At 64.8% G+C, this 23,899-nt stretch carries 24 protein-coding genes; 7 read left to right on the top strand and 17 right to left on the bottom strand.

Annotated features, from left to right (window positions below; genetic code table 11):
• Window positions 1-26 precede the first annotated feature (26 nt).
• The 4 genes from FFS60_RS04895 to FFS60_RS04880 all read right to left on the bottom strand — a co-directional run bounded on the left by FFS60_RS04895 (window position 27) and on the right by FFS60_RS04880 (window position 4,183).
• Window positions 27-2,093, bottom strand: coding sequence for a bifunctional diguanylate cyclase/phosphodiesterase (locus tag FFS60_RS04895; protein WP_028628712.1), 2,067 nt, complete (start codon window positions 2,091-2,093; stop codon window positions 27-29).
• A gap of 287 nt (window positions 2,094-2,380) precedes the next feature.
• On the bottom strand, window positions 2,381-2,962 hold the full coding sequence (gene sodB, locus FFS60_RS04890; RefSeq protein ID WP_028628711.1) for a superoxide dismutase [Fe]: 582 nt from the start codon (window positions 2,960-2,962) through the stop codon (window positions 2,381-2,383).
• 205 nt (window positions 2,963-3,167) lie between these two features.
• Window positions 3,168-3,770, bottom strand: coding sequence for a LysE/ArgO family amino acid transporter (locus tag FFS60_RS04885; RefSeq protein WP_137821294.1), 603 nt, complete (start codon window positions 3,768-3,770; stop codon window positions 3,168-3,170).
• 5 nt (window positions 3,771-3,775) lie between these two features.
• Complete coding sequence (locus FFS60_RS04880) at window positions 3,776-4,183, bottom strand: ACT domain-containing protein (protein ID WP_028628709.1); 408 nt, start codon at window positions 4,181-4,183, stop codon at window positions 3,776-3,778.
• A 100-nt stretch (window positions 4,184-4,283) separates the two neighbouring features.
• Between FFS60_RS04880 and FFS60_RS04875 the strand changes: the two genes are divergently transcribed.
• Window positions 4,284-5,180, top strand: a complete 897-nt coding sequence (locus FFS60_RS04875) for a LysR family transcriptional regulator ArgP (RefSeq protein WP_137821293.1) — start codon at window positions 4,284-4,286, stop codon at window positions 5,178-5,180.
• Between the two features lie 37 nt (window positions 5,181-5,217).
• On the opposite strand, the gene FFS60_RS04870 is transcribed toward FFS60_RS04875, so the two are convergent.
• Window positions 5,218-6,258 carry a trans-acting enoyl reductase family protein gene (locus FFS60_RS04870; protein ID WP_137821338.1) on the bottom strand — a complete coding sequence of 347 codons (1,041 nt, stop codon included), beginning with the start codon at window positions 6,256-6,258 and terminating at the stop codon, window positions 5,218-5,220.
• Between the two features lie 194 nt (window positions 6,259-6,452).
• Here FFS60_RS04870 and FFS60_RS04865 point away from each other — a divergent pair, with 194 nt between their 5' ends.
• A complete protein-coding gene (locus FFS60_RS04865; RefSeq protein ID WP_028628706.1) occupies window positions 6,453-7,442 on the top strand; it encodes an NAD(P)-dependent oxidoreductase in 990 nt (329 codons plus the stop codon).
• Here the strand turns inward: FFS60_RS04865 and FFS60_RS04860 are convergent.
• Window positions 7,439-7,702 (bottom strand): hypothetical protein, encoded by a 264-nt coding sequence (locus FFS60_RS04860; RefSeq protein ID WP_028628705.1) that lies wholly within the window; start codon window positions 7,700-7,702, stop codon window positions 7,439-7,441. The two genes, FFS60_RS04865 and FFS60_RS04860, sit on opposite strands and share 4 nt — an antisense overlap.
• 305 nt (window positions 7,703-8,007) lie before the next feature.
• On the opposite strand from FFS60_RS04860, the gene FFS60_RS04855 reads away from it, so the two are divergent.
• Entirely contained in the window at window positions 8,008-8,859 is an 852-nt protein-coding gene (locus tag FFS60_RS04855) for an ATPase (RefSeq protein ID WP_028628704.1), read from the top strand.
• A 159-nt stretch (window positions 8,860-9,018) separates the two neighbouring features.
• Here FFS60_RS04855 and FFS60_RS04850 read toward each other — a convergent pair whose 3' ends face one another.
• The 9 genes from FFS60_RS04850 to FFS60_RS04810 form a co-directional block, all read right to left on the bottom strand.
• A complete protein-coding gene (locus FFS60_RS04850; RefSeq protein WP_137821292.1) occupies window positions 9,019-10,326 on the bottom strand; it encodes an OprD family outer membrane porin in 1,308 nt (435 codons plus the stop codon).
• Window positions 10,327-10,514: 188 nt separating this feature from the next.
• Window positions 10,515-11,294: an IclR family transcriptional regulator gene (locus FFS60_RS04845; protein WP_028628702.1), complete on the bottom strand. Its 780-nt coding sequence runs from the start codon at window positions 11,292-11,294 to the stop codon at window positions 10,515-10,517.
• Window positions 11,295-11,373: 79 nt separating this feature from the next.
• On the bottom strand, window positions 11,374-12,855 hold the full coding sequence (locus tag FFS60_RS04840; RefSeq protein WP_137821291.1) for an amidase: 1,482 nt from the start codon (window positions 12,853-12,855) through the stop codon (window positions 11,374-11,376).
• Window positions 12,856-14,181: a citrate-proton symporter gene (locus FFS60_RS04835; RefSeq protein ID WP_137821290.1), complete on the bottom strand. Its 1,326-nt coding sequence runs from the start codon at window positions 14,179-14,181 to the stop codon at window positions 12,856-12,858.
• 27 nt (window positions 14,182-14,208) lie between these two features.
• Window positions 14,209-15,420 (bottom strand): M20 aminoacylase family protein, encoded by a 1,212-nt coding sequence (locus tag FFS60_RS04830; RefSeq protein ID WP_137821289.1) that lies wholly within the window; start codon window positions 15,418-15,420, stop codon window positions 14,209-14,211.
• 254 nt (window positions 15,421-15,674) lie between these two features.
• Complete coding sequence (locus FFS60_RS04825) at window positions 15,675-16,007, bottom strand: amidase (protein ID WP_137821288.1); 333 nt, start codon at window positions 16,005-16,007, stop codon at window positions 15,675-15,677.
• Window positions 16,004-17,116 (bottom strand): serine hydrolase, encoded by a 1,113-nt coding sequence (locus FFS60_RS04820; protein ID WP_137821287.1) that lies wholly within the window; start codon window positions 17,114-17,116, stop codon window positions 16,004-16,006. The genes FFS60_RS04825 and FFS60_RS04820 overlap by 4 nt, the downstream gene beginning before the upstream one ends.
• A 108-nt stretch (window positions 17,117-17,224) precedes the next feature.
• A complete protein-coding gene (locus FFS60_RS04815; protein ID WP_137821286.1) occupies window positions 17,225-18,010 on the bottom strand; it encodes an MBL fold metallo-hydrolase in 786 nt (261 codons plus the stop codon).
• 131 nt (window positions 18,011-18,141) lie between these two features.
• Window positions 18,142-19,026 (bottom strand): acyl-CoA dehydrogenase family protein, encoded by an 885-nt coding sequence (locus tag FFS60_RS04810; RefSeq protein ID WP_137821285.1) that lies wholly within the window; start codon window positions 19,024-19,026, stop codon window positions 18,142-18,144.
• A 137-nt stretch (window positions 19,027-19,163) separates the two neighbouring features.
• On the opposite strand from FFS60_RS04810, the gene olsB reads away from it, so the two are divergent.
• Both olsB and FFS60_RS04800 read left to right on the top strand, forming a co-directional pair.
• A complete protein-coding gene (gene olsB / locus FFS60_RS04805; RefSeq protein ID WP_028628694.1) occupies window positions 19,164-19,934 on the top strand; it encodes an L-ornithine N(alpha)-acyltransferase in 771 nt (256 codons plus the stop codon).
• Between the two features lie 8 nt (window positions 19,935-19,942).
• Window positions 19,943-20,716, top strand: a complete 774-nt coding sequence (locus FFS60_RS04800) for a lysophospholipid acyltransferase family protein (RefSeq protein ID WP_171016486.1) — start codon at window positions 19,943-19,945, stop codon at window positions 20,714-20,716.
• A gap of 7 nt (window positions 20,717-20,723) precedes the next feature.
• Here the strand turns inward: FFS60_RS04800 and FFS60_RS04795 are convergent, their stop codons facing one another.
• Both FFS60_RS04795 and FFS60_RS04790 read right to left on the bottom strand, forming a co-directional pair.
• Window positions 20,724-21,605, bottom strand: coding sequence for a universal stress protein (locus FFS60_RS04795; protein WP_137821284.1), 882 nt, complete (start codon window positions 21,603-21,605; stop codon window positions 20,724-20,726).
• Window positions 21,606-21,673: 68 nt separating this feature from the next.
• Window positions 21,674-22,255: an ACP phosphodiesterase gene (locus FFS60_RS04790; RefSeq protein WP_137821283.1), complete on the bottom strand. Its 582-nt coding sequence runs from the start codon at window positions 22,253-22,255 to the stop codon at window positions 21,674-21,676.
• 123 nt (window positions 22,256-22,378) lie between these two features.
• Between FFS60_RS04790 and FFS60_RS04785 the strand changes: the two genes are divergently transcribed.
• Window positions 22,379-22,690: a helix-turn-helix transcriptional regulator gene (locus FFS60_RS04785; protein ID WP_028628690.1), complete on the top strand. Its 312-nt coding sequence runs from the start codon at window positions 22,379-22,381 to the stop codon at window positions 22,688-22,690.
• 44 nt (window positions 22,691-22,734) lie between these two features.
• Window positions 22,735-23,898, top strand: a complete 1,164-nt coding sequence (locus FFS60_RS04780) for an MFS transporter (RefSeq protein ID WP_028628689.1) — start codon at window positions 22,735-22,737, stop codon at window positions 23,896-23,898.
• Window position 23,899: the final 1 nt, after the last annotated feature.

Here is a 23,899-nt window from a genome sequence, read left to right as displayed (position 1 = left end):
CTCTACCGCATCCTACTGGACCGGCGTCAGAGCGTAGCGGGATTGGACGCCGCGTTGGTCAGCCGTCGGGCCTGCTTGAGGTAGAGGGTAAGTTCGCGGGCGGGCAGGGGTTTGCTGTACAGGTAACCCTGACCCTCGTTGCAGCCCTGGGCAATGATATAGGCCTCCTGCTCGGCTGTTTCCACGCCTTCGGCGATCACCTGCATGCCCAGGCTGCGGGCCAACTGGATGATGGCGCGGACGATGGTGGCGTCGTCTTCGTCCTCCAGCACGTCCTGCACGAAACTCTTGTCGATCTTGATCTTGTCCAGCGGCAGGCTCTTCAGATAGCTCAGCGAGGAGTAGCCGGTCCCGAAGTCGTCGATCGCGATCAGCGCGCCGGAGCGACGCAGGCTCAGCAGGTGCTGGGCGGCGGTGGAGATGTCCTCCATCAGGCCGGTTTCGGTGACTTCCATTTCCAGGCTGCGTTGCGGCAGGCGGTAGACCTGCAGCAGGTTGTTCACCACACGCGGGAGCTCCGCGTGGTGCAACTGCACGGTGGAGAGGTTGATCGCCATGCGCAGTTCGCTGAAGCCTTGGTCATGCCATTCGCGCAGTTGGCGGCAGGCCTGGTCCAGCACCCATTCGCCGATGGGGATGATGGAACCGTTCTGCTCGGCCAATGGAATGAACAGGTCTGGTGGCACGAAACCGTGCTGCGGGTGCTGCCAGCGAAGCAGGGCCTCGACGCCCACCACGCGATGGTCGCGGTAGTCCACCTGGGGTTGGTAGACCAGGTGCATTTCGCCACGGGCGAGGGCTTCACGCAGGTCCTTTTCCAACTCGCGGCGGCGGCGCATCTCGCTGTCGACGCTGGCGATGTAGAACTGGTAGCGGTTGCGCGAGCGGCTCTTGGCCAGGGTCATGGTCTGCTCGGCTTTCTGCAGCAGCTTCTCGGTGCTGTCGCCATCTTCGGGGAAGAGGGTGATGCCGATGGTGGCACGCAGGCGCACTTCCTGTTGCTCCAGGGAGAAGGCCACTTCGAGATCGTCGAGCACGCTCTGGGCCAGTTCGGCGGCTTCGTAGGGCTGCTCGATGTCGGCCTGGACCAGGGCGAACTGGTCGCCCCCCAAGCGGGCCAGCGCGCCGAGGCGGCCGCTATGCCCACGCAGGCGGTCGGCCAGGGCGATCAGCAGTTGGTCGCCGGTCTGGTAGCTGAACTGTTCATTCACGCCCTTGAAGTCATCCAGGCCGACACAAAGTACGGCCACGCGACGTTGCAGGCGGCCGGCGTCCTCAAGGATCTGGTCCAGCTGCTGTTGCAATTGCTGGCGGTTGGGCAGGCCGGTCAGGAAGTCGTATTGAGCCATGCGCAGCAGGCTGTTTTCGGCTTCGCGGCGCAGGTGGGTATTGCGTTCGATGGAGGCCAGCAGGTCGTTGGCGGTGGTTATCCACAGGCCAAGCTCATTCTTCTCGTTGCCCTTGAGCATGGGCAGCTTGTGTTCGCTGGGGCGGTCGGGGTTGATACTGGAGAGGTGCTCGATGATCTTCGACAGGGGCTTGGTCAGCAGCCAGTGGTACACGAGGTAGAGCACCAGGCCCATGGCCAGGGCGCGCAGCACGCCGGAAATGAAGATGATCACCGAGCTGGTGACGAAGTCTTCGCCGTAGGGGGCGGTGTCGAGGGTGATGCTGAGGTCGCCGTAGTACTCGCTGTAGGGGCTGCGGCCGACCAGTTGGATGGTGAAGGTCTGTTCCTTGCCGAGGATGGGGTCAGTCAGCCAGCGGGTCGACAGCTCCATCAGCGGCCGGTCTTTCTCCGCCAACATGGGCTCGTTGGGGTGGCCGATGGAGGCGTGGCGCACTGATTCGTGCTGGAACAGGCCTTCGATCACCTGCATGCCCATCTCGCGATCCAGGCTGTAGACGGCCTGGGTCGACGGATCGCGGAACATGCCGAGTATCCGGTTGGCGTCGTTGGAGACCGCCTGCCGCGTCTTGTAGACATCGAACACGATCTGCGCGCAGCTCAAGACCACACCCACAACCAGTGCGGATAGCAGCACCACGCGCAACAGCTTCAGTGACAAGCTGTGTTTGAGATCCAGCTTCAAATGGAGATTCCTTGTTCGATGCCGCCAGGCGTCAGACGGGTGTGAGTATTGGCAAACAGGCTCTGGCCGTCAAAGGGCCAGTATGTGAATGCCACTATTCATTGCGTCGATCCACTCCAGTGACCGGCGCATTGCTCTCCCCCTCATCTTTATGTCGGTGCGAACCAGTCCGAGCTTGAGGGGTTGTCTGACAATTTTTCCCTTGTACCGCAACAAGACGACGAACGACGCCCAAATATGAAGAAACCCGGCGAATGGCCGGGTTTCTCTTACCGCTGGTGCGGGTCTCAGGCAGCGTAGTTCTTGGCTACGAAGTCCCAGTTGACCAGGTTCCAGAAGGCCTCTACGTACTTCGGACGCAGGTTGCGGTAATCGATGTAGTAGGCGTGTTCCCAGACGTCGCAGGTCAGCAGCGGGGTGTCGCCGCTGGTCAGCGGAACGCCGGCGCCGATGGTGCTGGCCAGGGCCAGGGAACCGTCAGCCTTCTTCACCAGCCAGGCCCAGCCGGAGCCGAAGGTGCCGATGGCGGTCTTGGTGAACTCTTCCTTGAACTTGTCGAAGGAACCGAAAGCGGCGTTGATGGCATCAGCCAGGGCGCCGGTGGGCTGGCCACCGCCGTTCGGGGTCAGGCAGTTCCAGTAGAAGGTGTGGTTCCAGATCTGGGCTGCGTTGTTGAAGATGCCGCCGGACGAGGTCTTGATGATTTCTTCCAGGCTCTTGCCTTCGAACTCGGTGCCCGGAACCAGGTTGTTCAGGTTCACCACATAGGCGTTGTGGTGCTTGCCGTGGTGGAACTCCAGGGTCTCGGCGGACAGGTGCGGCTCGAGGGCATTCTTCTCGTAAGGCAGCGGCGGCAATTCGAAAGCCATGTCTATCTCCTTCATCAGGTCGGGATTTTTGCGCCAGGCGCGGGGCCGTTCACGGTCGGCCGAAATTGCGGCTGTGAGTTCGTACTCTTTTTTGCCGCGAAGTCCGGATCATAGCACCGGGCATAGGGCTTAACCACGCAGCAAGTGTGTGGTTAAACCTTCGCCAGCGGCTCTGGCAGGCCCATCCCGTCTTACCCTGTGTTGTTCAGATTCCGCTCACCAGTTGTGCCGCCATGCCGAACATCATCAGCGCCACCGCCAGGTCCAGCAGGCGCCAGGTGGTCGGTCGCGCCAGCCAGGGGGCGAGCCAGGCGGCGCCAAGGGCGAGGGCGAAGAACCACACCAGCGACGCACTTGCCGCGCCCAGGGCGTAGGCGCCGGGGACCGTCTGCTGCGCGCCGAGGGAGCCGATCAGCAGCACGGTATCGAGGTAGACGTGTGGGTTGAGCAGGGTCACCGCCAGGGCCGCCAGCAACACTGCACGACGCGAGCGCGGCCCGGTTTCAGCGGACTGGTCGAGGATGCCGGGCTTCACTGCGCGGCGCAGCGCTTGCACGCCGTACCAGAGCAGGAAGGCCACGCCACCCCAGCGGGCGACGGCCAGCAGCATGGGGTTCTGCGCCAGCAAGGTGGCCAGGCCGAAGACGCCGGCGCTGACCAGCAGCGCATCGCATAGCACGCAGAGGGCGGCCACGGGCAGGTGGTGTTCGCGGCGCAGGCTCTGGGCGAGGACAAAGGCGTTCTGCGCGCCAATGGCAATGATCAGGCCGGCAGCCACGAGTATTCCGTTCAGATAGCTCTGCCACATGTTGCTCACTCCACTTGGGCGTTGGCCGCCAGGGCCCGCAGGGTTGAGAGGGCGCGTTCGGCGTCGGCGCTGGCGACGAACAGGTGATCGTGGAAATAGCCTGCGACCACGTTGCAGCTGATGCCGGCCTGGGCCAGGGCACCGGCGAAGGCCGCGGTCAGGCCCACCGCACTGAGCGCGGAATGAACCTCCAGGGTGATCCACGCCGCGCTGTAGTCGTAGGCCAGGCCGAGGCGATCGGCTTCGCTGCGTTCCAGGATCACGGTGAGTCCTTCGCGTTCGCGGAAGCTGCCCAGCGGCAGGCTGCCTTGCAGGCGGGCGGCATCTTCAAGGGTGCAGAACACGTACTGGCCGGGGTTGAGTTGCGGCGACATGTTGCGGATCAGGGTGGAGAGTGCGGTTTCGCCGGCCATGGTGCTTCCTTCGATACGACGGGATGGGATGTGGCGAGTCTGGGGCGCGACGCTGTATAAGGAAAACGAATCTTGCTGATCTCCCATTAGGAAAAATGATTTGTTCGACTACAAGTTGCTATCCGCCCTGGCGGCCGTGGTAGAGCAGGGCGGTTTCGAGCGCGCGGCCCAGTTGCTTGGCCTGTCGCAGTCGGCGATATCGCAGCGGATCAAGCTGCTGGAAGCACGGGTCGGCCAGCCGGTGCTGGTGCGCGCCACGCCACCGGCGCCGACCGAAGTGGGCACCCGTCTGCTCAACCACGTACAGCAAGTGCGTCTGCTGGAGCGTGACTTGCAACGTCAGGTGCCGGCCCTGGAAGAGGGCGGCATTCCGGAGCGGCTGCGCATTGCCCTCAACGCGGACAGCCTGGCCACCTGGTGGGCCGCCGCGGTGGGGGACTTCTGTGCCGAGCAGCGGGTGCTGATGGAGTTGGTGGTGGAGGACCAGGAAGTGGGCTTGAAGCGCATGCGCGCCGGCGAAGTGGCGGCCTGTGTCTGCGCGGCGGAACGCCCGGTGGCTGGTGCCCGCAGTCTGCTTCTCGGTGCCATGCGCTATCGCGCCCTGGCCAGTCCGGCCTTTATCGAACGGCATTTTCCCAAAGGGGTGACGCCACAAGCACTCGCCCGCTCACCGGCCATCGTTTTCGGCCCGGATGACCTCCTGCAGCATCGCTACCTGGCGACGCTTGGCGTCGAGGGTGGCTTCGTCCATCACCTGTGCCCCTCGTCGGAAGGCTTCGTACGCCTGACCGAAGGCGGTCTCGGCTGGGGGCTGGTGCCTGAGCAGCAGGTTGGCGCGCAGTTGGTGCGGGGTGAACTCCAGGAGCTGATCCCGGACCGACCCATCGACGTACCGCTCTATTGGCACCATTGGCGTCACGGCGGTGAGTTGCTCGGTCTGCTCACCGACCACCTGGCCGCAGCTGCCCGCCACTGGCTGGTGCCTTTGGCACGCTGAGGCCAGCGCACCCGATGCCCATCGCCGTCACTGAACGTCAGCTGATGCGAATCGGCCCCGAGCCCGGCAGCTGTTCCACACAGCGCTCACCGAAAAGCCGTGAGGGCGTGAAATAGCCGCCTTCGCCCTGGTAATCCAGCATATGGCGCACCGCGTGCAGCACGCCGTGTACGGTGACCTGGTAACCGTTGGCGGTTTCCAAGTGGGCGGTACGACGTTCTCCCGCGGCGTTGCGGACCTCGCCCCAGACCCAGGTCGGCCTGCGTACGCGGGTGACCTCGTCCGGCCCCCTGAGGTTGCGAGTTACCAGTCCCTTCAACCTGCGCTGTATCCAATCGCCGGCCAGCAGACCGCGCAGCGGATCGCTCAGGCGCATGCCCAGCGCCAGCGCAGCCGGCGCCGGTAGATAAACCTCGATATTGGGAATGCCGGTGGAATAGAAGGCCGTGGCCACATCGCCCCAGGGGATGGTCATGGCTGATTTCGTTCCGCGCCCGAAGTCGATCTCGCGGCGGCGATGGCCCAGGGGCACCGGGCGCAGGCGGCCGTTCTCGCGCACCTGGCCGCCCAGGGCCAGACCCTCGATGCTGGTCTTGGCGGTGCCGGGCGACAGTCCACTGTCGCTGTCGAAGCCCAGGGCCAGGTGAGTGGCATCCGGCAGCACGGCCTTGAGGCAGGCGGCGACACAGTCGGTGGGGATGACGTCGAACCCCACGCCGGGGCAGATCACGATGCCAGCCTTGTGCGCAGTCGCATCCTGCGCATGAGCGAAGGCGAACACGGTGATTTCGCCGGTGATGTCCAGGTAGTGGGTGCCGCTGGCGAGGCAGGCCTGGATCATTGGCGTGCTGGTGGCGGAGAAGGGGCCGGCGCAATGGGCGACCACGGAGACGCCTTCCAGGCGTTCTGCAGCGTGTTCGGGATCGCTGAGGTCGAAGACGCGGGTCGGCAGGCCAAGGCGACTGCCCAGGGCTTCCAAGCGGGCTGGGTCGCGGCCGGCGAGGATCGGCATCATCCCCTGCCGCAAGGCTTCCTCGGCCACCAGTTGCCCGGTATAGCCGTAGGCGCCATAGATCATCCAGGTGTTCGTGCTCACTACGCAGTTCCTCGACGGTGGTGTCGCAGACAAAGGTAGCCCACGGCACCGACACGGGCGGGAACGATGGCCGGGGTTAGCGTTCAGAGTCGTTCTATTGGCTCGCGACGCCACACCTGGCCGGCATCAGGGCTGCTAGAGTCGCGGGCATCACAAGGTGTACCAAGGGGCCATTGATGAAGATTCTGGTAACGGGGGCGAGTGGGTTCATTGGAGGGCGTTTTGCGCGTTTCGCCCTGGAGCAGGGGCTCGACGTGCGGGTGAACGGCCGCCGTCCGGAAGGCGTGGAACATCTGGTCAAGCGCGGTGCCGAGTTCGTCCAGGGCGATCTGTCCGACCCCGAACTGGTGCTGCGGCTCTGCCACGATGTGGAAGCCGTGGTGCATTGCGCTGGTGCTGTAGGGGTCTGGGGCAAGTACGAACACTTCCACCAGGCCAACGTCCAGGTCACCGAGAACGTGGTGGAAGCCTGCTTGAAGCAGCAGGTGCGGCGCCTGGTGCACCTGTCTTCGCCCTCGGTCTACTTCGATGGCCGCTCCCATGTGGGCATCCGCGAAGAGCAGGTGCCCAAGCGCTTCTCCGATCACTACGGCGCCACCAAGTACCTCGCTGAACAGAAGATCTTCGCCGCCGAAGAGTTCGGCCTTGAGGTCATCGCTTTCCGGCCACGCTTCGTCACCGGTGCCGGGGATACCAGCATCTTCCCGCGCCTGATCGCGATGCAGCGCAAGGGGCGTCTGAAGATCATCGGCAATGGCCTGAACAAGGTCGATTTCACCAGCATGCAGAACCTCAACGACGCCCTGTTCAGTGGCCTTTTGGCTGCCGGACCAGCGCTGGGACAGGTCTACAACATCAGCAATGGCCAGCCGGTGCCGATCTGGGACGTGATCAACTATGTGTTCCGCAAGCTGGGCGTTCCCCAGGTGACTCGCCATGTTCCCTATGGCCTGGCCTACAGCGCCGCGTTGCTCAACGAATCGGTCTGCAAGGTGCTGCCCGGGCGCCCGGAGCCTTCCCTCTACCGTTTGGCCGTGGCGGTGATGGCCAAGGATTTCTCCCTGGATATCAGCCGCGCACGGCAGTACCTGGAGTACGACCCGCAAGTGAGCATATGGACGGCACTGGATGAGTTCTGCGCCTGGTGGGGCGCACAACAACCTTAGCCGCGCAGTGGCCCGGCGTACTGTGTGTACTTGCGGATCAGTTCCTCTTCGCTAAGGACCGGCGGCTTCAGACGCACGCCGGTCAGGCTGCTGAGGTGCTCGCCCAGCTCGCGGGTCGTATCGCGCTGCGAGTCGGCGCAGGCGTTGAGCATGGACAGGATGGCATCGGGCTGGCTGAGGCGAATATCCACAGCCTGTTCTTCACGAAGCTGGCGCCGCAGGGTCTGCATGCAATCCAGCACAGCCTTGGTCAGTTCCACTCCTTCTTCCCCCCTGGTCGAAGCGTGCTCCGTCCCTTCATCCTGAAGTGCGCGGAGCCTACCGGAGCCGTTGACTCCGTCTGGTGCGTTCCTGGCATCGCCCCGTGCCGGGGCTGGCAACTGGCTAGCAAGCCCCGTACCAAGCCGCAAACCCCGGAACTGCTGGGCCTGCGCGCGGTCAATGGAGGGCCGCTGCTCCCGTGCGGTGCAACTCGCACCGCAGTGGCGCGACGCTGAAGAGCGCCGTGCGAACCGGTATACTTCCGGTCATTCGCGGTTCTGCGTTTCTCTCCAAAGGTCCCCCCATGCGTAATGACGCTCTCGACGAAGTGGATGATGTTCCCAGCCTGACTACCGACGCCCGTGATCGTGACGAGTTCGGCCATCACCCGGCGGCCGAGCCGGTGCATCGCAACAACACCATTGGCTATGCCACCGCTGCCCCCAAGGCCAAAGGCGCCAGCACCGGTCCGCTCTGGGCTCTGGTGGTCGCCCTGGTAGTAGCCCTCGGCGGTCTGGGCTGGTGGAGCTTCCAGCAGATCAGCCTGATGGAGCAGCAACTGGTTGCCACCCAGGAAAGCTTTGCCCGCATCAGTGAAGAGGCAGCCGGCCGTATCCAGGACATTTCCGGCAAAGTGGTGGCCACTGAGTCCAGCGTCACCAGCGGCAGCGAGTCGCTGAAGCTGCAGATCAAGCAGCTGCAGGCCAAGGTGGTCGAGTTGTCCAAGCAGCAGCAATCCACCAATGCCCAGCTGGGTAGCCAGGGCAAGCGCGTCGATCAGCTGGCCGCTGACGTCAAGTCCGCCCAGGGCGCTGCGACCCAGATAGGCAGTCAGTTGGGCAGCAAGGTCGATGGCCTGGCCGCCGAACAGAGCAAGCTGAAGGCCGCCCAGGGCGAGATCGCCCAGTTCGATAGCCGCCTGAAGGGCTTGGGCAGTGATGTCGAGGCGCTGAAGAAACAGGGCAATCCGAGCCAGGCGATCAAGAGCCTGGAGCAGGACCTGCTCGTGCTGCGCAGCGAGTTGGATAACCGTCCAGCCCCGTCCCAGGGTGCCAGCACCGCCGAGTTCGATGCCTTCCGTGCGCAGATGACGCGGAACATCAGCACCCTGCAGAGCCAGGTGCAGAACCTGCAGCAGCAGATCAACATGCGCTGAGGCGGTTGATTCAACGAAAGCCCCCAGGCTGTAGCGGCCTGGGGGCTTTTTCATTGTTGCATCGACCCACCGTTGTGTTCGCTGGTGGGCTGAAGCGCACCCTACGAAACTGGGGAGCGGATTTCGTCCGGCGACAGCCGTGGGACGCGGCGGGCGATTTCAGAAGGTGAAAATGTAGTTCAGGTAAAACCGCTCGGCATTGTGGGTAATGATCCCCGCCGGGCCGCGCGAGGTCGTGGTGCGTTCGATGCCATCCGGCTGGCCCTTGGTGTGAAACTCGTTGTGCAGCCAGACCAGGCTCAAGCCCTTCAAGGTGCCCGTGAAGTTGTATTGCAGCAGGCTCTGGAATTCTCGTCTGGAGAATCCGTCATAACCGGCAGCGTGATCGGAAAAGGCATAGTGAACATCCAGCCTGAGTTGTGGGATTCCAAGTGAGCTGAAGTTGGTGCCGCCCACCAGTTTGAACATTTCCTCATCTTCCACGCCGAAGAAGTAGAACAACTTGGCGCTACTGTTCCAGGCGCCGTGATCCTTGCTGAAGAACAACCTGTCAAAGTCGTCGCCGCGAACTTTGTTGTAGGTCATGCCAGCGTAGTAGTTGGCCGTCTTGTACTTGGCACCGAGATCGATATAGCGCGCGTCATGGGATGTTTCCGCTTCATAGAGTCCGGGTACGCCCTGATAGTCGAACAGATCGCCGGCGTCCTGCTGCATGCCGTGGGTGGCGTAGAGGTCGATGAAGCGGCCGGCCCCCAGGTCGAAATTGTGCTCCAGCTTGACTGAGGCGGCGCGCAGGTAGCGCTCGGACTCGGAGTACTCGGCCAGCAAATGGCTACCGAAGGGCATCCGGTAGGCAAGGGCGAACAGTTGCAGTTGGTCGATCTTCTCGCCGCGAAAGTTGCTCAGGTCGTCGCCCCAGCCATTCTCGTTGCGCGGACTGAACTGCTTGATATGGCTGTAGCGCAGGTTCAGGCCGCCTATGCGGTAATCCGCATCGAGGCCTGTGGTGCCGGCGGGAAGGATGCGGGTGGCGTCGTCGAAGTACTGGGCGTAGCGGCGAACCTTCTTGCCCCCGCCCAGCACCAGCTCACCGGCGTCGCCTTTGAGGCGGCCACGCAGGTAGGCTTCGATGGGCTTGGCCAGGCCATGGGGCGATTGCACCGAGTCGTCGGGTTCCAGGTTACTGATGCTGTTGGCCTCGTCGCCGATGCGCAAGTCGTCTGCCAGGCCGTAGCTGTAGTCCACGCCCAGCACATTCTCATACCAGCCGGAGTTGAAACTGAACTGCGCTCCCTGGACCCATTCATCGCGCGTGGGGCCGACACCTTCGCCATTGTTTTCCTTCCAGTAGAACTGGCTGTAGCGCAACGACGTGATGCTGTCATTGATAAAACCATCGGCACTTGCACTTCCTGCCAGCAAGAGCCCGGCAATCCCTGCCAGATACTCGCAGCGAACTCTGCACATCTCATCACCTTTATTCTTGTGTTATGACGAAAAGACCGATTTCCGGGTCGTGGTCTATTGTCGATTCACGCGAGTAAAGGGCAATTCAATTGGGTTCCGCGCTGTGGAATCACAACTTCAAGAGCGAATGGAAAGTTTCCGCCGGAGTTGCTGGCGGTAACTTTCCATCGAGGCGGGTGGGTGAGGTCTCAGTCGAGACTGTGCTGCAACTGGCTGACGGTACTGGCCAGTTTTCCGAGATGACGCTGTTGCACGCTCTCGACGCTGCCGGTATCCCGTGGCCAGTGCAAGGCGATGCTTCCCACCAGGCGGCCCTGGCTGAGTATTGGCAGCGCCACGGCGCGGATCAGGAAGGGCAGGCGTATCGAGTATTCCCATGAGCCTTCGGTGCGCTCGCCAAAGCCCCGGTTGTGGGTCTGTTCGTGGGCCCGCAGCAGATCGTCACCGCTGATCCGATGGTGTTGCGCCAGGCGCTGCACCTCGGAGCTGTCCAGCTCGCCAAGGCAAGCCCTGCCCATGGCCGAATGGAACAGGCTGGCGCGCAGCCCGATGACCAGGCGATTGCCCGGATATCGCTTGCGCAGCACCTCTGGGATGGAGCTTTCCATCACATGCAGTTCGTCGCCGTCGAAGTACGACAGGTCGGCCACCAGCCCGGTGCTCTCGCTCAGGTCCAGCAGCAGCGGCGCGGCCTGCTCGACGAGGAGCCGGCTGAACCGCTGGGTGGGATCGCCGAACAGACGTCGGGAGCACAGGCGATAGCGACGGTCGCACAGGCCCCGATAGAGCCAGCCTTGCTCCTGCAGGGTATGCAGCAGGCGCGAGACGGTCGCCTTGGGCAGTCCCGTGAGGTAGTGCAATTCTTCCAACCCCAGTTCCTGGTGTTCGCCCAATAGCTCGACTATCGCCAGCGCCCGCTCCACCGACCTGACCGTGCCGCCATCGTCTTTACCCTGTGTTTCCGCCACCTGCCGCGCCTCCCGGATGTGCGTTCCGAAAACGCTGCAAGATCGGGACCCGAAGGCGCCGGAGATGCCGCCCATTGGCTTAATCAGCCTCTTTCAGCAACGGCGGAGGGCAATTGCGCACCCATTGGGTGAGCTGTTCATGGGCGTGCGCCAGCTGCAGCACCGCCAGGTCGGCCTGGGCCGGGCCCATGATCTGCAGGCCCATGGGCAGGCCGGCAGGGTTGAAACCAACCGGTACGCTCATGGCCGGAATGCCCGCCAGGGTGGCGCCGATCACCACTTCCATCCAGCGGTGGTAGGTGTCCATCTCGCGGCCGGCGATGGCCTTGGGCCAGTGCAGTGTTGCATCGAAAGGAAACACCTGCGCACTGGGGAGCAGGAGGAAGTCGTAACGCTCGAAGAGCTTTTCCACCGCACGGTACCAGTCGCTACGATCCAGGGAGGCCTGGTAGACGTCCGCTGCGCTGAGGCCCAGGCCGCTTTCCACTTCCCAGATCGCCTCGGGCTTGAGCAGGGCGCGTTTGGCTGGGTCGGCATGGGCCTTGGCCAGGCTGCCGGCCACCAGCCACTGGCGGTGCACCAGCCAGCAGTTCCACAGGCGTTCCAGGTCGAACTCGGGCTGGCAGTCTTCGACGTGGCAACCGAGGTCGCGGAAATCCGCCAGGGCGCTTTCGCACAAGGCCAACAGGCCGGCTTCCATGGGCAGACGGCCGCCCAGGTCGCCGAGCCAACCGATGCGTGCGCCTGCGAAGTCGCGCTGCAGCGGGCCGATCAGGTCCGCCGTGCTCGACAAGGCCAGCGGCGCGGCGCGATGGGGGCCGGCCTGGGTGCGCAGCAACGCCGCGACATCGGCCACGCTGCGGCCCATGGGACCTTCGGTGGCCAGTTGCTGGGCGAACAGTTCAGGTGTGGGGCCGAAGGGCACACGACCTTGCGACGGACGCAGGCCATAGACGTTGTTGAAGGCCGCCGGATTGCGCAGCGAGCCCATCATGTCGCTGCCGTCGGCCACCGGCAGCAAGCGCAGCGCCAGGGCCGCCGCCGCACCACCGCTGCTGCCGCCGGCGCAGAGACTGGGGTCGTAGGCATTGCCGGTCGTGCCGAAGACGCTGTTGTAGCTCTGCGAGCCGAGGCCGAACTCCGGCACGTTGCTCTTGCCGATGAAGATCGCGCCAGCTGCTCGTACCCGCTCGACGGCGATGGCGTCGTGTTGGGCAAGCTGTCCGGCGAACAGCGGCGAGCCCATGCTGGTGGGTAAACCGGCACAGGCGGCGAGGTCTTTCACCGCCTGCGGCATGCCGTGCATCCAGCCCAGCCAGTGGCCACGGGCCAATTGGCGGTCACGTTCGTCGGCCTCGGCCAGTAGGTCTTCGGCCGGCCGCAGGGCCACCAGGGCATTGACCCTGGGGTTGAAACGGTCGATCTGCTCCAGGTAGGCCTGCATGACTTCGCGGCAGGACAGCTGTCGCGAGCGAATGGCCTCCGACAATGGCAGGGCGTCCAGCGCGACGATTTCCTGCTGCAGCGTGGCGTGGGGGAGGTTGGTTTCGAAACGAGTCATTCACAGGCTCCGGGCAGTGGCGAGCAGGTCGCGGCGTTGGCGGCGCTCCAGGGCGGCGGGGGCGCCTTCGCGCAGATAGCAGGTGGCGATGAGGCCGACGAAGGAGGCGAAGAGCACGTAGTAGGCAGGAGCCACCGGCGTGCCGCCCACCTGGGTCAGCCAGGTGACGATGAACGGCGCGAAGCCGCCGAACAGCATCACCGCCACGTTGTAGGCCAGCGCCAACCCGGTGGAGCGCACTCGGGTGGGGAATTGCTCGGCGACGCTGGTGGGGGCGGGCCCGTACGACACGCCGATCATCGTGCAAAGCAGCAGTTGCATGACCAGCAGGCGCTCGATGCTCGGTGCCTGGGCGACCCAGGAGAACAGCGGATAGACGAGCAGGAAGAAGGACAGGGTGCCGGCGAACAGGACCGGGCGCCGGCCGATGCGGTCCGACAGGGCGCCGGCAATCGGGATGATCAGGGTCATCAGCGCCACTGCCGCCATCTGAACCATGAACACCTGGTCCAGGGGCAGGCCGAGTTGCTTGTGGGCGAAGGTGGGCATGTTCACCAGGACGACGTAGAAGGCCACGGTTCCACTGATGGTGGTGCCCATGGTCACCAGAACGGCGCGGCGATGTTCGCTCAGCACCCGCATCAGGCTGAAGGAATCGCCTTTGTGTTCTTCCTGGGCATCGATGAAGGCTTCGGTTTCCTCCATGTGGCGACGCATCCACAGCCCGACCGGGCCGATCAGCAGACCGAGGATGAACGGAATCCGCCAACCCCAGCTGTCCAGCGCTTCGGGGGAGAGCGTGTGGGTCACCAGGGCGCCCATGCCGGCACCGGCGAATACCGCCAGGCACTGGCCGAAGAGTTGCCAGGCGCCATAGAGGCCCCGGCGGTTGGCGGGCGCGCTTTCTACCAGGAAGGCCGTGGCGCTGGCGTACTCGCCACCGGTGGCGAAGCCCTGGAGCATGCGTGCGATGACGATCAGCAGGGGGGCACCGATGCCGATCGCGGCGTAGTCCGGGGCAAAGGCGATCAGGGCGATGGACAGGGTCATCAGCAGGATGATCAGCTGCATGGCTGCCTTGCGTCCCTTGCGATCCGCGTACATGCCCAGCAGTACACCGCCGACCGGGCGCATGAAGAAGCCGACGCCGAAGGTGGCCAGGGCCATCAGCAGCGAGGCGTACTCGCTGTCGGAGGGGAAGAACAGGCGGGCGATGATGCTGGACAGGAAGCCGTAGACGATGAAGTCGTACCACTCGAGGGCGTTGCCGATAACGGCGGCGGTCACCTGGCGGGCGCGCGAGGTTCCGCTTTGGGTAGCGTGCATGGGGAATCTCCGGAATCTGGTGTTGGGCTAGACGGCATTGGCAGAAGCCTGGGAAGGCGCGGCGGAGTCCTGGAACCAGGTTTCCGTCAGCGCGGCCCAGTACGCGGCGCCGCGCACCAGGATTTCGTCGTTGAAGTCGTATCCGGGGTTGTGAACCATCGGCCGTCCGGCACCGGTGCCGTTGCCGATGAAGAGGTAGCTGCCGGGGCAGCGCTGGAGCATCCAGGCGAAGTCTTCGCTGCCCATCACGGTGGGGGCTTCGAACACCTGGTCGGCGCCGGCGAGTTCTATGCCTATGTGCCGGGCGAAGGCGGTTTCCGCTGGGCTGTTGATCAGCACCGGGTAGGCCGGACGGTGTTCGATGCTGGCGCGGCAGCCGAGGCTTTCGGCCTGGCGGTAGATGATCCCTTTCACGCGCTCCAGCACCTGCTCGCGCACCTGGGCGTCGAGGGCGCGCAGGCTGAGGCGCAGCAGCGCCTGCTGTGGAATCACGTTGGCCGCTTCGCCGGCCTGCAGCGCGCCGACGGTAACCACCGCCGCCTGCTGCGGATCGACGTTGCGTCCGACCACGGTCTGCAGCGCCATCACGGTGCTGGAGGCAGCTACCAGCGGGTCGACGGATAGGTGCGGCATGGAACCGTGGCCACCGACACCTTCGATGACCACTTCCAGCAGGTCCTGGGAGGCCATCAGCGGGCCTGCGTGGAAGCACAGGTGGCCGGCTTCCAGTCCCGGCATGTTGTGCATGCCGAACAGCGCCTCGCACGGGAAACGCTCAAGCAGGCCGTCTTCGAGCATGGCTTCGGCGCCACCCTGGCCTTCTTCGGCCGGCTGGAAGATCAGGTTGAGGGTGCCCTGGAAGTTGCGGGTCGCGGCCAGGTAGCGCGCCGCGCCCAGCAACATGACGGTGTGCCCGTCGTGGCCGCAGGCATGCATGCGACCCGCGTGGCAGCTGCTGTAGGTCAGGCCGGTGTTCTCGACTATGGGCAGGGCGTCCATGTCGGCACGCAGGCCGAGGGTGCGGTTGGAGGCGCCATTGCGCAGCACGCCGACCACACCGGTGCGGCCGATGCCGCTATGCACCTCGTAGCCCCATTCGGTCAGCAGGTGGGCCACCAGGGCAGCGGTGCGCTGCTCTTCGAAGCCGAGTTCGGGGTGGGCGTGGATGTCCTGGCGCAGCGCTTTCAAGTCGGCGTCTACGTCATCGAGCCAGGCCTGGATATGTGCGTAACGGGTCATTGTTCTTGTTCTCCTCGTTGGGGACGACTGCCGCCTTGCGCGGCTGGCCCCCAGCTAACCGCGTGAGCGAAAGGAGAACAATCGAAGGTGGTTCCACAGGGTGGAACCGGGGGGGCGGGGTTTGCCGATGCAGGTTGCGGCGGGCGGCGTTCCACCAGAGCGAAGCGAAACCCAAGGTTGTGGTCTGCAACCTTGGGTTTCGTTCCGCTACCCAACCTCCGGGAGAGCTCGCCTCTCCACGTCAGGGCGATAGCTCAACGTGTGCTGTTTGCCTCGGACATGAGCCGACAACCCTGATGCGGGCTGACCCACGCCGCAGTGTTGCTGCGACCGAGGCCGCTGGCCGTCACGCGTTTGTGCTCGGCGTCGTCGAGGAAACCGCTGGTGGGCACGTACTGCTTCACGTAGCCCTGGCAGTAGTCCGCCGGGTTGCCCATCACGTAGCGGCAGGAACAGTACTCCTTGGCGGTGTAGGCGCTGATGATGTCGGGGAAGGCGGCCAGGTGTGCGCGGTTCTGCCAGGCCAGCGCGGCCAGCAGAATCAGTGCCAGCACCAGCAAACTGAGAACGGGGCGACGGGCGATCACGGCTGCACCTCCGAGGCGAATGCGGCCAGGGCCAGCTTGAGGAAGTCGTTGTGGCGGTAGCTGCCGTCGCGGTCATCGGCGTAGCGCACGATCACCAGTTTCTGGCTGGGTAGCACGTAGAGCGCCTGGCCCCAGTGGCCGAGGGCGGCAAAGGTATCTTCCGGGGCATCCGGCCAGGGCTTGGCGGCGCCTTCGAGCTGGGCGTTGAGCCACCAGTGGCCGCCGGGCACGGCCTCTCCGGGCTTGGCCGGGTCCGGCCGGTAGTCGGCGAAGGGTTTGCGGTTGAAGGCGACCCAGTCCACCGGCAGCAATTGACGCTCGCCCCAGCGGCCGCCGCGCTGCATCAGCAGGCCGACGCGCGCCAGGTCGCGGGCGGTCAGGTAGCTGTAGGAGGAACCGACGTAAGTGCCCGCGGCATCGGTTTCCCAGACGGCCGAGCGAATGCCCAGGGGCTCGAACAGCGCCGTCCAGGGGTACTCCGCGTAGGCCTGCTCGCCGACCATGCCGCGCAGCGCGGCGGAGAGCACGTTGGTGTCGCCACTGGAGTAGCGGAAGCGCTTGCCGGGTACGGCATCCAGCGGGTGATCGGCGGTGAAGGCGGCCATGTTGTCGCGGCCGCGGGTGTAGAGCATGGCCACCACCGAGGATTTCAGCGGCGCGTACTCGTAGTCCTCCTGCCAGGCGAGGCCCGAGGCCCAGTGCAGCAGGTGGTCGATGCGGACATTGGAGTGGCCGGCGAAGTCCGGAAAGTAGCGCGCCACCGGGTCGTCGAGTTTGAAGCGGCCTTCGCCGTAGGCAACACCCATTACCGAGGCCAGCAGGCTCTTGCTCACCGACCAGGTGAGGTGCGGGGTCTCGGCGCGGGTTGGGCCGGCATAGTGTTCATAGATGAGCTCGCCGTCGCGGATGACAACCACGGCATCGCTGCGCACACCTGTGCGACTCTGATCGTCACGATTGGGAAAGGCATAGGCCTCGAAGGCCTGCACGGCGGCGCCGCTGGGTGCGGGGCCTTGCTGCCAGTCGGCGGCGGGCCAGGTTTCGGCCTGGGCCAGACTGGCGCAAAAGCCGAGCGCCAGGCCCAGCTGGCCTACGAAGGGGACGGGCATCGAAGGGCCTCTTCTGGTTATGAAAAGGCGCAACCTAGCATGGGGCTCATGACGGCAAAAAGCGCCGAACGCGCCGACTAATGCGGCTACCCGGCGCGATAGGTCAGTTCAGCGGGGCAATCGGTAGTCGTCTGGCCCCATCAGGTCGATGCCGCACTCCAGGTTCTCGATCCAGTAGAGAAAGGCGCTGATCATCTCGCGGCCGACAAAGGGCCGGCCATGCTGCGGCACGATCATCTCCACGTCCATGCCACGCACCATCTCGGCCCAAAGCCGGCAGATCTTGTTGCTGGCCATGTAACGGCGGTGGAAGCCTTCCATGTTCGGCACGTGGTTGATGAAGTCACGCACCGGCGTGGCGTCATCCACCAAGGAGGCGCCCATGTCGCCCGAGAAAAGGATGCGGCTGACCGGGTCGTAGAGCTGGAAGTTGCCCACCGAGTGGAGGAAGTGCGCCGGCACGGCTTTCAGGTGGCAGCGACCGAGAGTGATGGACTGGCCTCGGTCGGGCAGGGCGATGATGCGGTCGTAGGTGGAAATGCCGTGGCTGATGGCCAGGTAGTTGGCGGTCAGGTGCGGCAGGAAGCGTGCCCAGAGCTTGGAGCAGATTACCCGCGCACGGGTGTGCAGCAGCCACTTGTCCAGGGAGGCGATGATGTCCGGGTCCTGGTGGGAGGCGAAGATGTAGGTCAGGTCCTGCACCGGCATGTGCTTGGACAGTTCAAGCGACAGCGGGGTGTAGGTCAGGTCGCCGCCCGGGTCCAGTAGCAGGTATTGCTCGTGGTCGGTGATCAGGAACTGGTTGGACTGCACGCCGTCGCCGCTGACCAGATCGTCGAACATCAGGCATTGATGGGAGCCGTTGTCGAACAGCACGATGGGGTCGCGACGCATGTAAACCTCGGTAGGAAAAGCGACGCGCAGATGTAAGGCATTTCTGATGGTCGAGTCCTGACCTGGATCAAGACGCGATTGTGAGAGGCCGAATGAGGTGTGGGCGCGAATGCGTTCGCGCCCACGGTTCTTCAGATGCCCAGGGCGACGAGGGCCTTCTCCAGCCGCTTGGCCCGTGGCCCGCTGGCGATATCCAGTACGCCCTGGTCGCGCTGCCAAAGCGTGGCGCAGTCCGCAGGGCCGTTGGCGAAGGCGGCATCCAGCTCGGGTTTGAGTGCCTTGAACTCGGCGAAGAGCGCCGCCAGAAAAAGGTGCATAGCCGAGGCCGTGGCGCAGTGTCGGGAGACTTCCGCGGCGCCTGTGAGCAAGCCCAGCAGACGCAGTTGCAGGGCTTGGGGCCAGGCACTGTCGCGGCCAATGCCATAGAGCCAGGCGACCAGCGCAGCGAGGACGTGGAGATCCTCGATGCTGCGGAAGGGTTTCACGTAGGCATCCCAGCCATCGCCCGCCAGACGCTCGCAGTGGGCGGCTTCCAGGTGCAGGCGTGCATGGGGGATGTCAGGCATCAGCGGCAGCGGCTTGAGTTGTTCGACGCGCACACCGGGAGCACCGTTGCGCACCACCGCCAGGGCCAGGCGCGGAGATTCGCCCTCGGCTTCTTCGCGGGCAGCTACCAGCAGCCAGTCGGCGGCGTCGCCCGCGGTGACGAAATCCTTGCGGCCGCTGAGGCTGAGGCCGGTCAGGCGGGTCTGCATGTCCGCCGGGCGCACGCTGCGGTTCTCGGTGACGCACAAGGCGCCCAGACTCAGCGGCGCCGAGGGCCAGAGCAGGCGCAACGCGCCCTGGTAACCGGCGAGGAAGGCCAGCCCCGGGGTGGGGGCCAGCTTGCCGCCGAGCACCGCCAGTTCGAAGGGCGTGACTTCGCCCAGACGGTCCAGCAGGGTGCCGTACCAGTCATCAAGGCGTTGATCGGACGGCAGGCGGGCAGAGGCTTCGAGCAGGCGTTGCCAGGGCATTGGAGAACTCCTTGGGGGCTGTCATACAAGCATCACGCCACCGTCATGGTGGTGACACCGGGTCTACCTAGCCTGAGCTTGCACAACAAGATCGTCCGGCTGCAACCGGGATCGAGCCGGCCTACGGAGGCTTATTCATGACCCAGATCGCCATGACCCGCGACAGTGTCGCACCCAACGGGAAAAGCCCTCGCCGCCTGCAGGCCGAGCGCCTGGAAGGCATCGCTGCGCTGCGTGAGGCACAGGCCCTGCGTTTTCGTGTGTTCAGCGCCGAGTTCGACGCCAAGCTGCAAGGCGCCGAGTTCGGTCTCGACATGGATGACTACGATCCGCACTGCGAGCACATCGGCGTGCGCGACCTGGACAGCGGCGAGCTGGTCGCCACCACCCGCCTGCTCGACCACCAGGCCGCCCGCGACCTGGGCCGCTTCTACAGCGAAGAGGAGTTCAGCCTCCATGGGCTCGGCGAATTGCAGGGCCCGGTGCTGGAAATCGGCCGTACCTGCGTCGACCCGGCTTACCGTAACGGTGCCACCATCGCCGTGCTCTGGGGTGAACTGGCCGAGGTGCTGAACCAGGGCGGTTACCGCTACCTGATGGGCTGCGCCAGCATTCCGATGCAGGACGGCGGTATCCAGGCCCAGGCCATCATGCAGCGCCTGCGCGAGCGTTACCTGTGCACCGAATACCTGCGCGCCGAGCCGAAGAACCCGCTGCCCATTCTGGAGCTGCCGGGCAACGTGATCACCGAGATGCCGCCGCTGCTCAAGGCGTACATGCGCCTGGGGGCGAAGGTCTGCGGCGAGCCGTGCTGGGACCCGGATTTCCAGGTCGCCGACGTGTTCATCCTGCTCAAGCGCGACGAGCTCTGCCCGCGCTACGCCCGTCACTTCAAGGCCGCGGTCTGAGGCCAGGCATGCTGAAGTCCGTACGTTTCTACGCGCGTGTGGCCCGCCTGCTGGCGGTGATCGGCCTCGGCCTTTCGCTGGCCGCCTGGGTCGGTGTGCTGGAACGCCTTGGGCGGGGGCAGATGATGGCCACCCGGCAGCGCTTGACCCGCTGGTTCCTGGCCCGGCTGTCTGGCGCACTGCCATTTCGTGTTCGCGTGAGTGGTCGCGTGCCCGAGCAGCCGATGCTGTGGGTCAGCAACCATGTCTCCTGGACCGACATCCCGCTGCTTGGCGCCGTGGCGCCGCTGTCCTTCCTGTCCAAGGCCGAGGTTCGCTCCTGGCCGGTGGCCGGCTGGCTGGCACACAAGGCCGGCACCCTGTTCATCCGTCGGGGTTCGGGGGATAGCGGCCTGGTTGGCCAGCAGCTCGCCCGTCACCTCAGGGATGGACGCCATCTGCTGATCTTCCCGGAAGGCACCACCACCGATGGCAGCCTGCTGAAGACGTTCCACAGTCGCCTGTTGACCAGCGCGGTGGAGACGGAAGTGCCGGTGCAGCCGGTTGCCATCCGCTATCTGCGTGACGGCCAGCGCGATGAGATCGCACCTTTCATCGGCGAGGACGATCTGCTTTCGCACCTGGTGCGCCTGCTGCGCAGCGACCGCGCCGAGGTGGAGATCCAGTTGCTCGAGCCCATTCCCAGTGAGGGCCTGAGTCGCACGGTGATCAGTCAAAAAGCGAAGAGCGCCGTGCAACGGGCGCTCTTCGGTGAGGACGAAGACGAGGCCCTCGCCGCCTGAGTGGTGGTCAGGCCTTGTCCCTGTCCGGCCAGCGAATCGGCGGCACCGTGAGGATGTCGCAGTCCAGCTCGCGCATGGCGGCGTCGGCCACGCTGCCGATCAGGAGGCGTTTCATCCCTGTCAGCCCACGCGTGCCCATCACCAGCAGGTCGATGGGCTCACGCTCCAGTACACGACGCAGCGCCGTCATTGGCTGGCCTTCTTCGACCAGGCGCTGGTCGATCACGGAGCCCAGTTCTTCCTCGAGCAGAAACCTGTCCAGTGCGGCGGTGGCCCGTAGTCGTTCTTCGGCGGCGTAGTCGCCGGGAATCGCTCCGGCACCAGCACCAGCCGCCAGCATCACGGCGCCTCCCAGCGGGTCGAAGGCGTACAGCGCCTTGGCGCCTGCCTTGGGTAGCAGACCCAGCTCATGGGCGGCGCGCACGGCCTGAGCGGAGGCCGTGGAGCAATCCAGGGCCAGCAGCGGCATCAGGTAGTCGTCCTCGGCGGCCCTGTTCACCAGCAGGATCGGCACATGGCTGGTGCGCACCAGGCGCTCCAGGGTGGTGCCGACGAAGATGTCGCGCAGCGGATTCTTGCGGTGGCTGCCGACCACCAGCAGGTCGATGTCGGCCCAGCGGGTGCAGTCGGCAATGTGCTTGGCTGGGTCGCCCACTTCCACCCAGACTTCCGGGGCGCGACCGCCCAGCTCGGTGAAGAAGTCCAGCTGATCATTGAGGTAGCGGCGCACCTGCTCCACTTCCAGTTCGACGCGCAGTTGCGGTTGGTCTTCGTCGACCACATGGAGGATGAACCAGGGGCACTCGAACTGTCGGGCCAGTCGGGCCGCACGCCGCAGGGCGCGGTCGGATCGGTTGGAAAGGTCGGTCGCCAGCATCAGCGCTTTCATCGGGCACCTCCTGAAATGGTTGCTTAATCCATTCCACTGCAGGTGTAGGAATTTTCCCTTGATACAGGTCAATCGATGATCGGCTGGGGACCTGCGAACTGCAGCAGCAGGGGGTAGAACTGACGGAAGTCATCGCTAAGGGGCCGGTACAGGGCTTCCAGTTCGGCCATAGCGCCGTCCAGTGCTTCCGGTCGCGAGATGCGCCGGGACATGCCGGCGATGACCAGTTCCAGGGTTTCGAACTCGCGGTAGCTACCCAGCCAGTCCTGGGCAGCCATGCGCGGCGCGATCAGGGCCAGGCGGCCAGGCAATTGCGGTTCGGCAACCAGCACTTGGTACACGTGGCGTGTGAAGGCATCCAGTGGCTCGGCGGCATAGAGATTCCAGTCGCGAGCCAGGCAATGATCGAAGAACACGTCCAGCAGGATGCCCGCGAAACGCCGCCGCTCGCTGGGGAAACGCAGCTTGGCCTGGGTGATCAGCGGGTGGCTGTCGGTGAAGGCGTCGATGCGCCGGTGCAAGCGGATAGCCGCTTCGATATCCGCCGGCCAGCGCCCGGCCAGCGGCCCTTTGACGAAGTCGCCGTAGAGGCTGCCGAGCAGTTGCGCAGGCTGCGAGCCGCCAAGGTGGAGGTGGGCGAGGTAATTCATCAGCTGAGCTTAACCCGAGGACGGTTCTATCATGACGGTCGATGATGACTATCGTCACAAACGATCTGCGTATCGTTTTTTATCGATATAAAGTTCGTTCCATTCCGATATACGACAGCGGCCATGAACACCTCCATCGACCTCGACGAAATCATCAAGGCACTGGCTCACCCCGTGCGACGCGAGATGCTCCAGTGGCTCAAGGAGCCGGAGAAGTATTTCGACGAGCAGGAACACCAGCCCTTCGAGATCGGCGTTTGCGCCGGCAAGTTCGACCAGCGCTGCGGACTGTCCCAGTCCACCGTGTCGGCTCACCTGGCGACCTTGCAGCGCGCCGGGCTGGTGACCAGCCGAAAGCTGGGTCAATGGAATTTCTTCAAACGCAACGAAGCCGTCATCGCTGAATTCCTTCGCCAGATGAGCGACGAGCTGTAACTGCAGCACCTGCCAAAACCCGAAAACCTTCCAGGAGCAGGCCCATGCCTACTGCGCTTCTCGTCCTCGCCTTGTCCGCTTTTGCGATAGGCACCACTGAGTTCGTCATCATGGGCCTGCTGCCCGAGGTGGCCGCCGACCTTGGCGTGACCATCCCCGGCGCCGGCTGGCTGGTCACCGGCTATGCCCTGGGCGTGGCCATCGGAGCACCCTTCATGGCCATGGCGACAGCCAGGTTGCCGCGCCGTGGCGCGCTCCTGGTGCTGATGGGGGTGTTCATCGTCGGCAACCTGCTGTGCGCCATCGCCGCCAACTACGACCTGCTGATGCTGGCGCGAGTCGTCACTGCACTCTGCCATGGCGCCTTCTTCGGCATCGGTTCGGTGGTGGCCGCGAGCCTGGTGCCGGCCAATCGCAAGGCCTCTGCGGTGGCCCTGATGTTCACCGGCCTGACCCTCGCTAACGTGCTCGGCGTACCCCTGGGCACTGCCCTCGGCCAAGTCGCCGGCTGGCGTTCCACCTTCTGGGCCGTGACCTTGATCGGCGTTGTAGCGCTGATCGGCCTGTGGCGAGTGCTGCCGCGCCAGCATGACGAGGAAGCCACCGACATCCGTGCCGAATTCGCTGCCCTGCGTGGTGCCGGGCTGTGGCTGGCGCTGTCCACCACCGTGCTGTTCTCCGCCGCGGTCTTCTGCATCTTCACCTACGTTGCGCCGCTGCTTGGCGAGGTGACCGGCGTTTCGCCCCGTGGCGTGACCTGGAGCCTGCTACTGATCGGCCTCGGCCTGACCCTGGGCAATGTGATCGGTGGCCGTTTGGCCGACTGGAAGCTGGCCCAGACCCTGATGGGCGTGTTCGTCGCCCTGGCCGTCGCTTCCAGTGCCCTGACCTGGACCAGCGCTGCGTTGATCCCCACGGAAATCACCCTGTTCCTCTGGGCCACGGCCGCCTTCGCCGCGGTGCCGGCCCTGCAGGTCAACGTCGTGAACTTCGGCAGTGCTGCCCCGAATCTGGTTTCCACCCTGAACATCGGCGCCTTCAACGTGGGCAATGCCCTCGGCGCCTGGGTCGGCGGCCTGGTCATCAGCCAGGGCTACGGCCTCACCACTGTCCCCCTGGCCGCTGCCGTGCTGGCGATCCTCGCCCTGATAGCGACCCTGCTCACCTTCAGCAACCGTAATCCCGAGCTGCAAGCGGCTCTCGACTGAC

It is taken from the genome of Pseudomonas sp. D(2018), assembly GCF_005502555.1.
In the GTDB taxonomy this organism is placed as follows: domain Bacteria; phylum Pseudomonadota; class Gammaproteobacteria; order Pseudomonadales; family Pseudomonadaceae; genus Metapseudomonas; species Metapseudomonas resinovorans.
Note: the sequence above shows the minus strand (reverse complement) of the source record. Positions and strands in the feature narration are given on the sequence as shown.

Coding starts and splice junctions, on each gene's coding strand:
- sodB (WP_028628711.1), bottom strand. CDS start 2,962: ATGGCTTTCGAATTGCCGCCGCTGCCTTACGAGAAGAATGCCCTCGAG.
- FFS60_RS04885 (WP_137821294.1), bottom strand. CDS start 3,770: ATGTGGCAGAGCTATCTGAACGGAATACTCGTGGCTGCCGGCCTGATC.
- FFS60_RS04880 (WP_028628709.1), bottom strand. CDS start 4,183: ATGGCCGGCGAAACCGCACTCTCCACCCTGATCCGCAACATGTCGCCG.
- FFS60_RS04870 (WP_137821338.1), bottom strand. CDS start 6,258: ATGATCTATGGCGCCTACGGCTATACCGGGCAACTGGTGGCCGAGGAA.
- FFS60_RS04865 (WP_028628706.1), top strand. CDS start 6,453: ATGAAGATTCTGGTAACGGGGGCGAGTGGGTTCATTGGAGGGCGTTTT.
- FFS60_RS04855 (WP_028628704.1), top strand. CDS start 8,008: ATGCGTAATGACGCTCTCGACGAAGTGGATGATGTTCCCAGCCTGACT.
- FFS60_RS04850 (WP_137821292.1), bottom strand. CDS start 10,326: ATGTGCAGAGTTCGCTGCGAGTATCTGGCAGGGATTGCCGGGCTCTTG.
- FFS60_RS04840 (WP_137821291.1), bottom strand. CDS start 12,855: ATGACTCGTTTCGAAACCAACCTCCCCCACGCCACGCTGCAGCAGGAA.
- FFS60_RS04835 (WP_137821290.1), bottom strand. CDS start 14,181: ATGCACGCTACCCAAAGCGGAACCTCGCGCGCCCGCCAGGTGACCGCC.
- FFS60_RS04830 (WP_137821289.1), bottom strand. CDS start 15,420: ATGACCCGTTACGCACATATCCAGGCCTGGCTCGATGACGTAGACGCC.
- FFS60_RS04820 (WP_137821287.1), bottom strand. CDS start 17,116: ATGCCCGTCCCCTTCGTAGGCCAGCTGGGCCTGGCGCTCGGCTTTTGC.
- FFS60_RS04815 (WP_137821286.1), bottom strand. CDS start 18,010: ATGCGTCGCGACCCCATCGTGCTGTTCGACAACGGCTCCCATCAATGC.
- FFS60_RS04810 (WP_137821285.1), bottom strand. CDS start 19,026: ATGCCCTGGCAACGCCTGCTCGAAGCCTCTGCCCGCCTGCCGTCCGAT.
- olsB (WP_028628694.1), top strand. CDS start 19,164: ATGACCCAGATCGCCATGACCCGCGACAGTGTCGCACCCAACGGGAAA.
- FFS60_RS04800 (WP_171016486.1), top strand. CDS start 19,943: ATGCTGAAGTCCGTACGTTTCTACGCGCGTGTGGCCCGCCTGCTGGCG.
- FFS60_RS04795 (WP_137821284.1), bottom strand. CDS start 21,605: ATGAAAGCGCTGATGCTGGCGACCGACCTTTCCAACCGATCCGACCGC.
- FFS60_RS04790 (WP_137821283.1), bottom strand. CDS start 22,255: ATGAATTACCTCGCCCACCTCCACCTTGGCGGCTCGCAGCCTGCGCAA.
- FFS60_RS04785 (WP_028628690.1), top strand. CDS start 22,379: ATGAACACCTCCATCGACCTCGACGAAATCATCAAGGCACTGGCTCAC.
- FFS60_RS04780 (WP_028628689.1), top strand. CDS start 22,735: ATGCCTACTGCGCTTCTCGTCCTCGCCTTGTCCGCTTTTGCGATAGGC.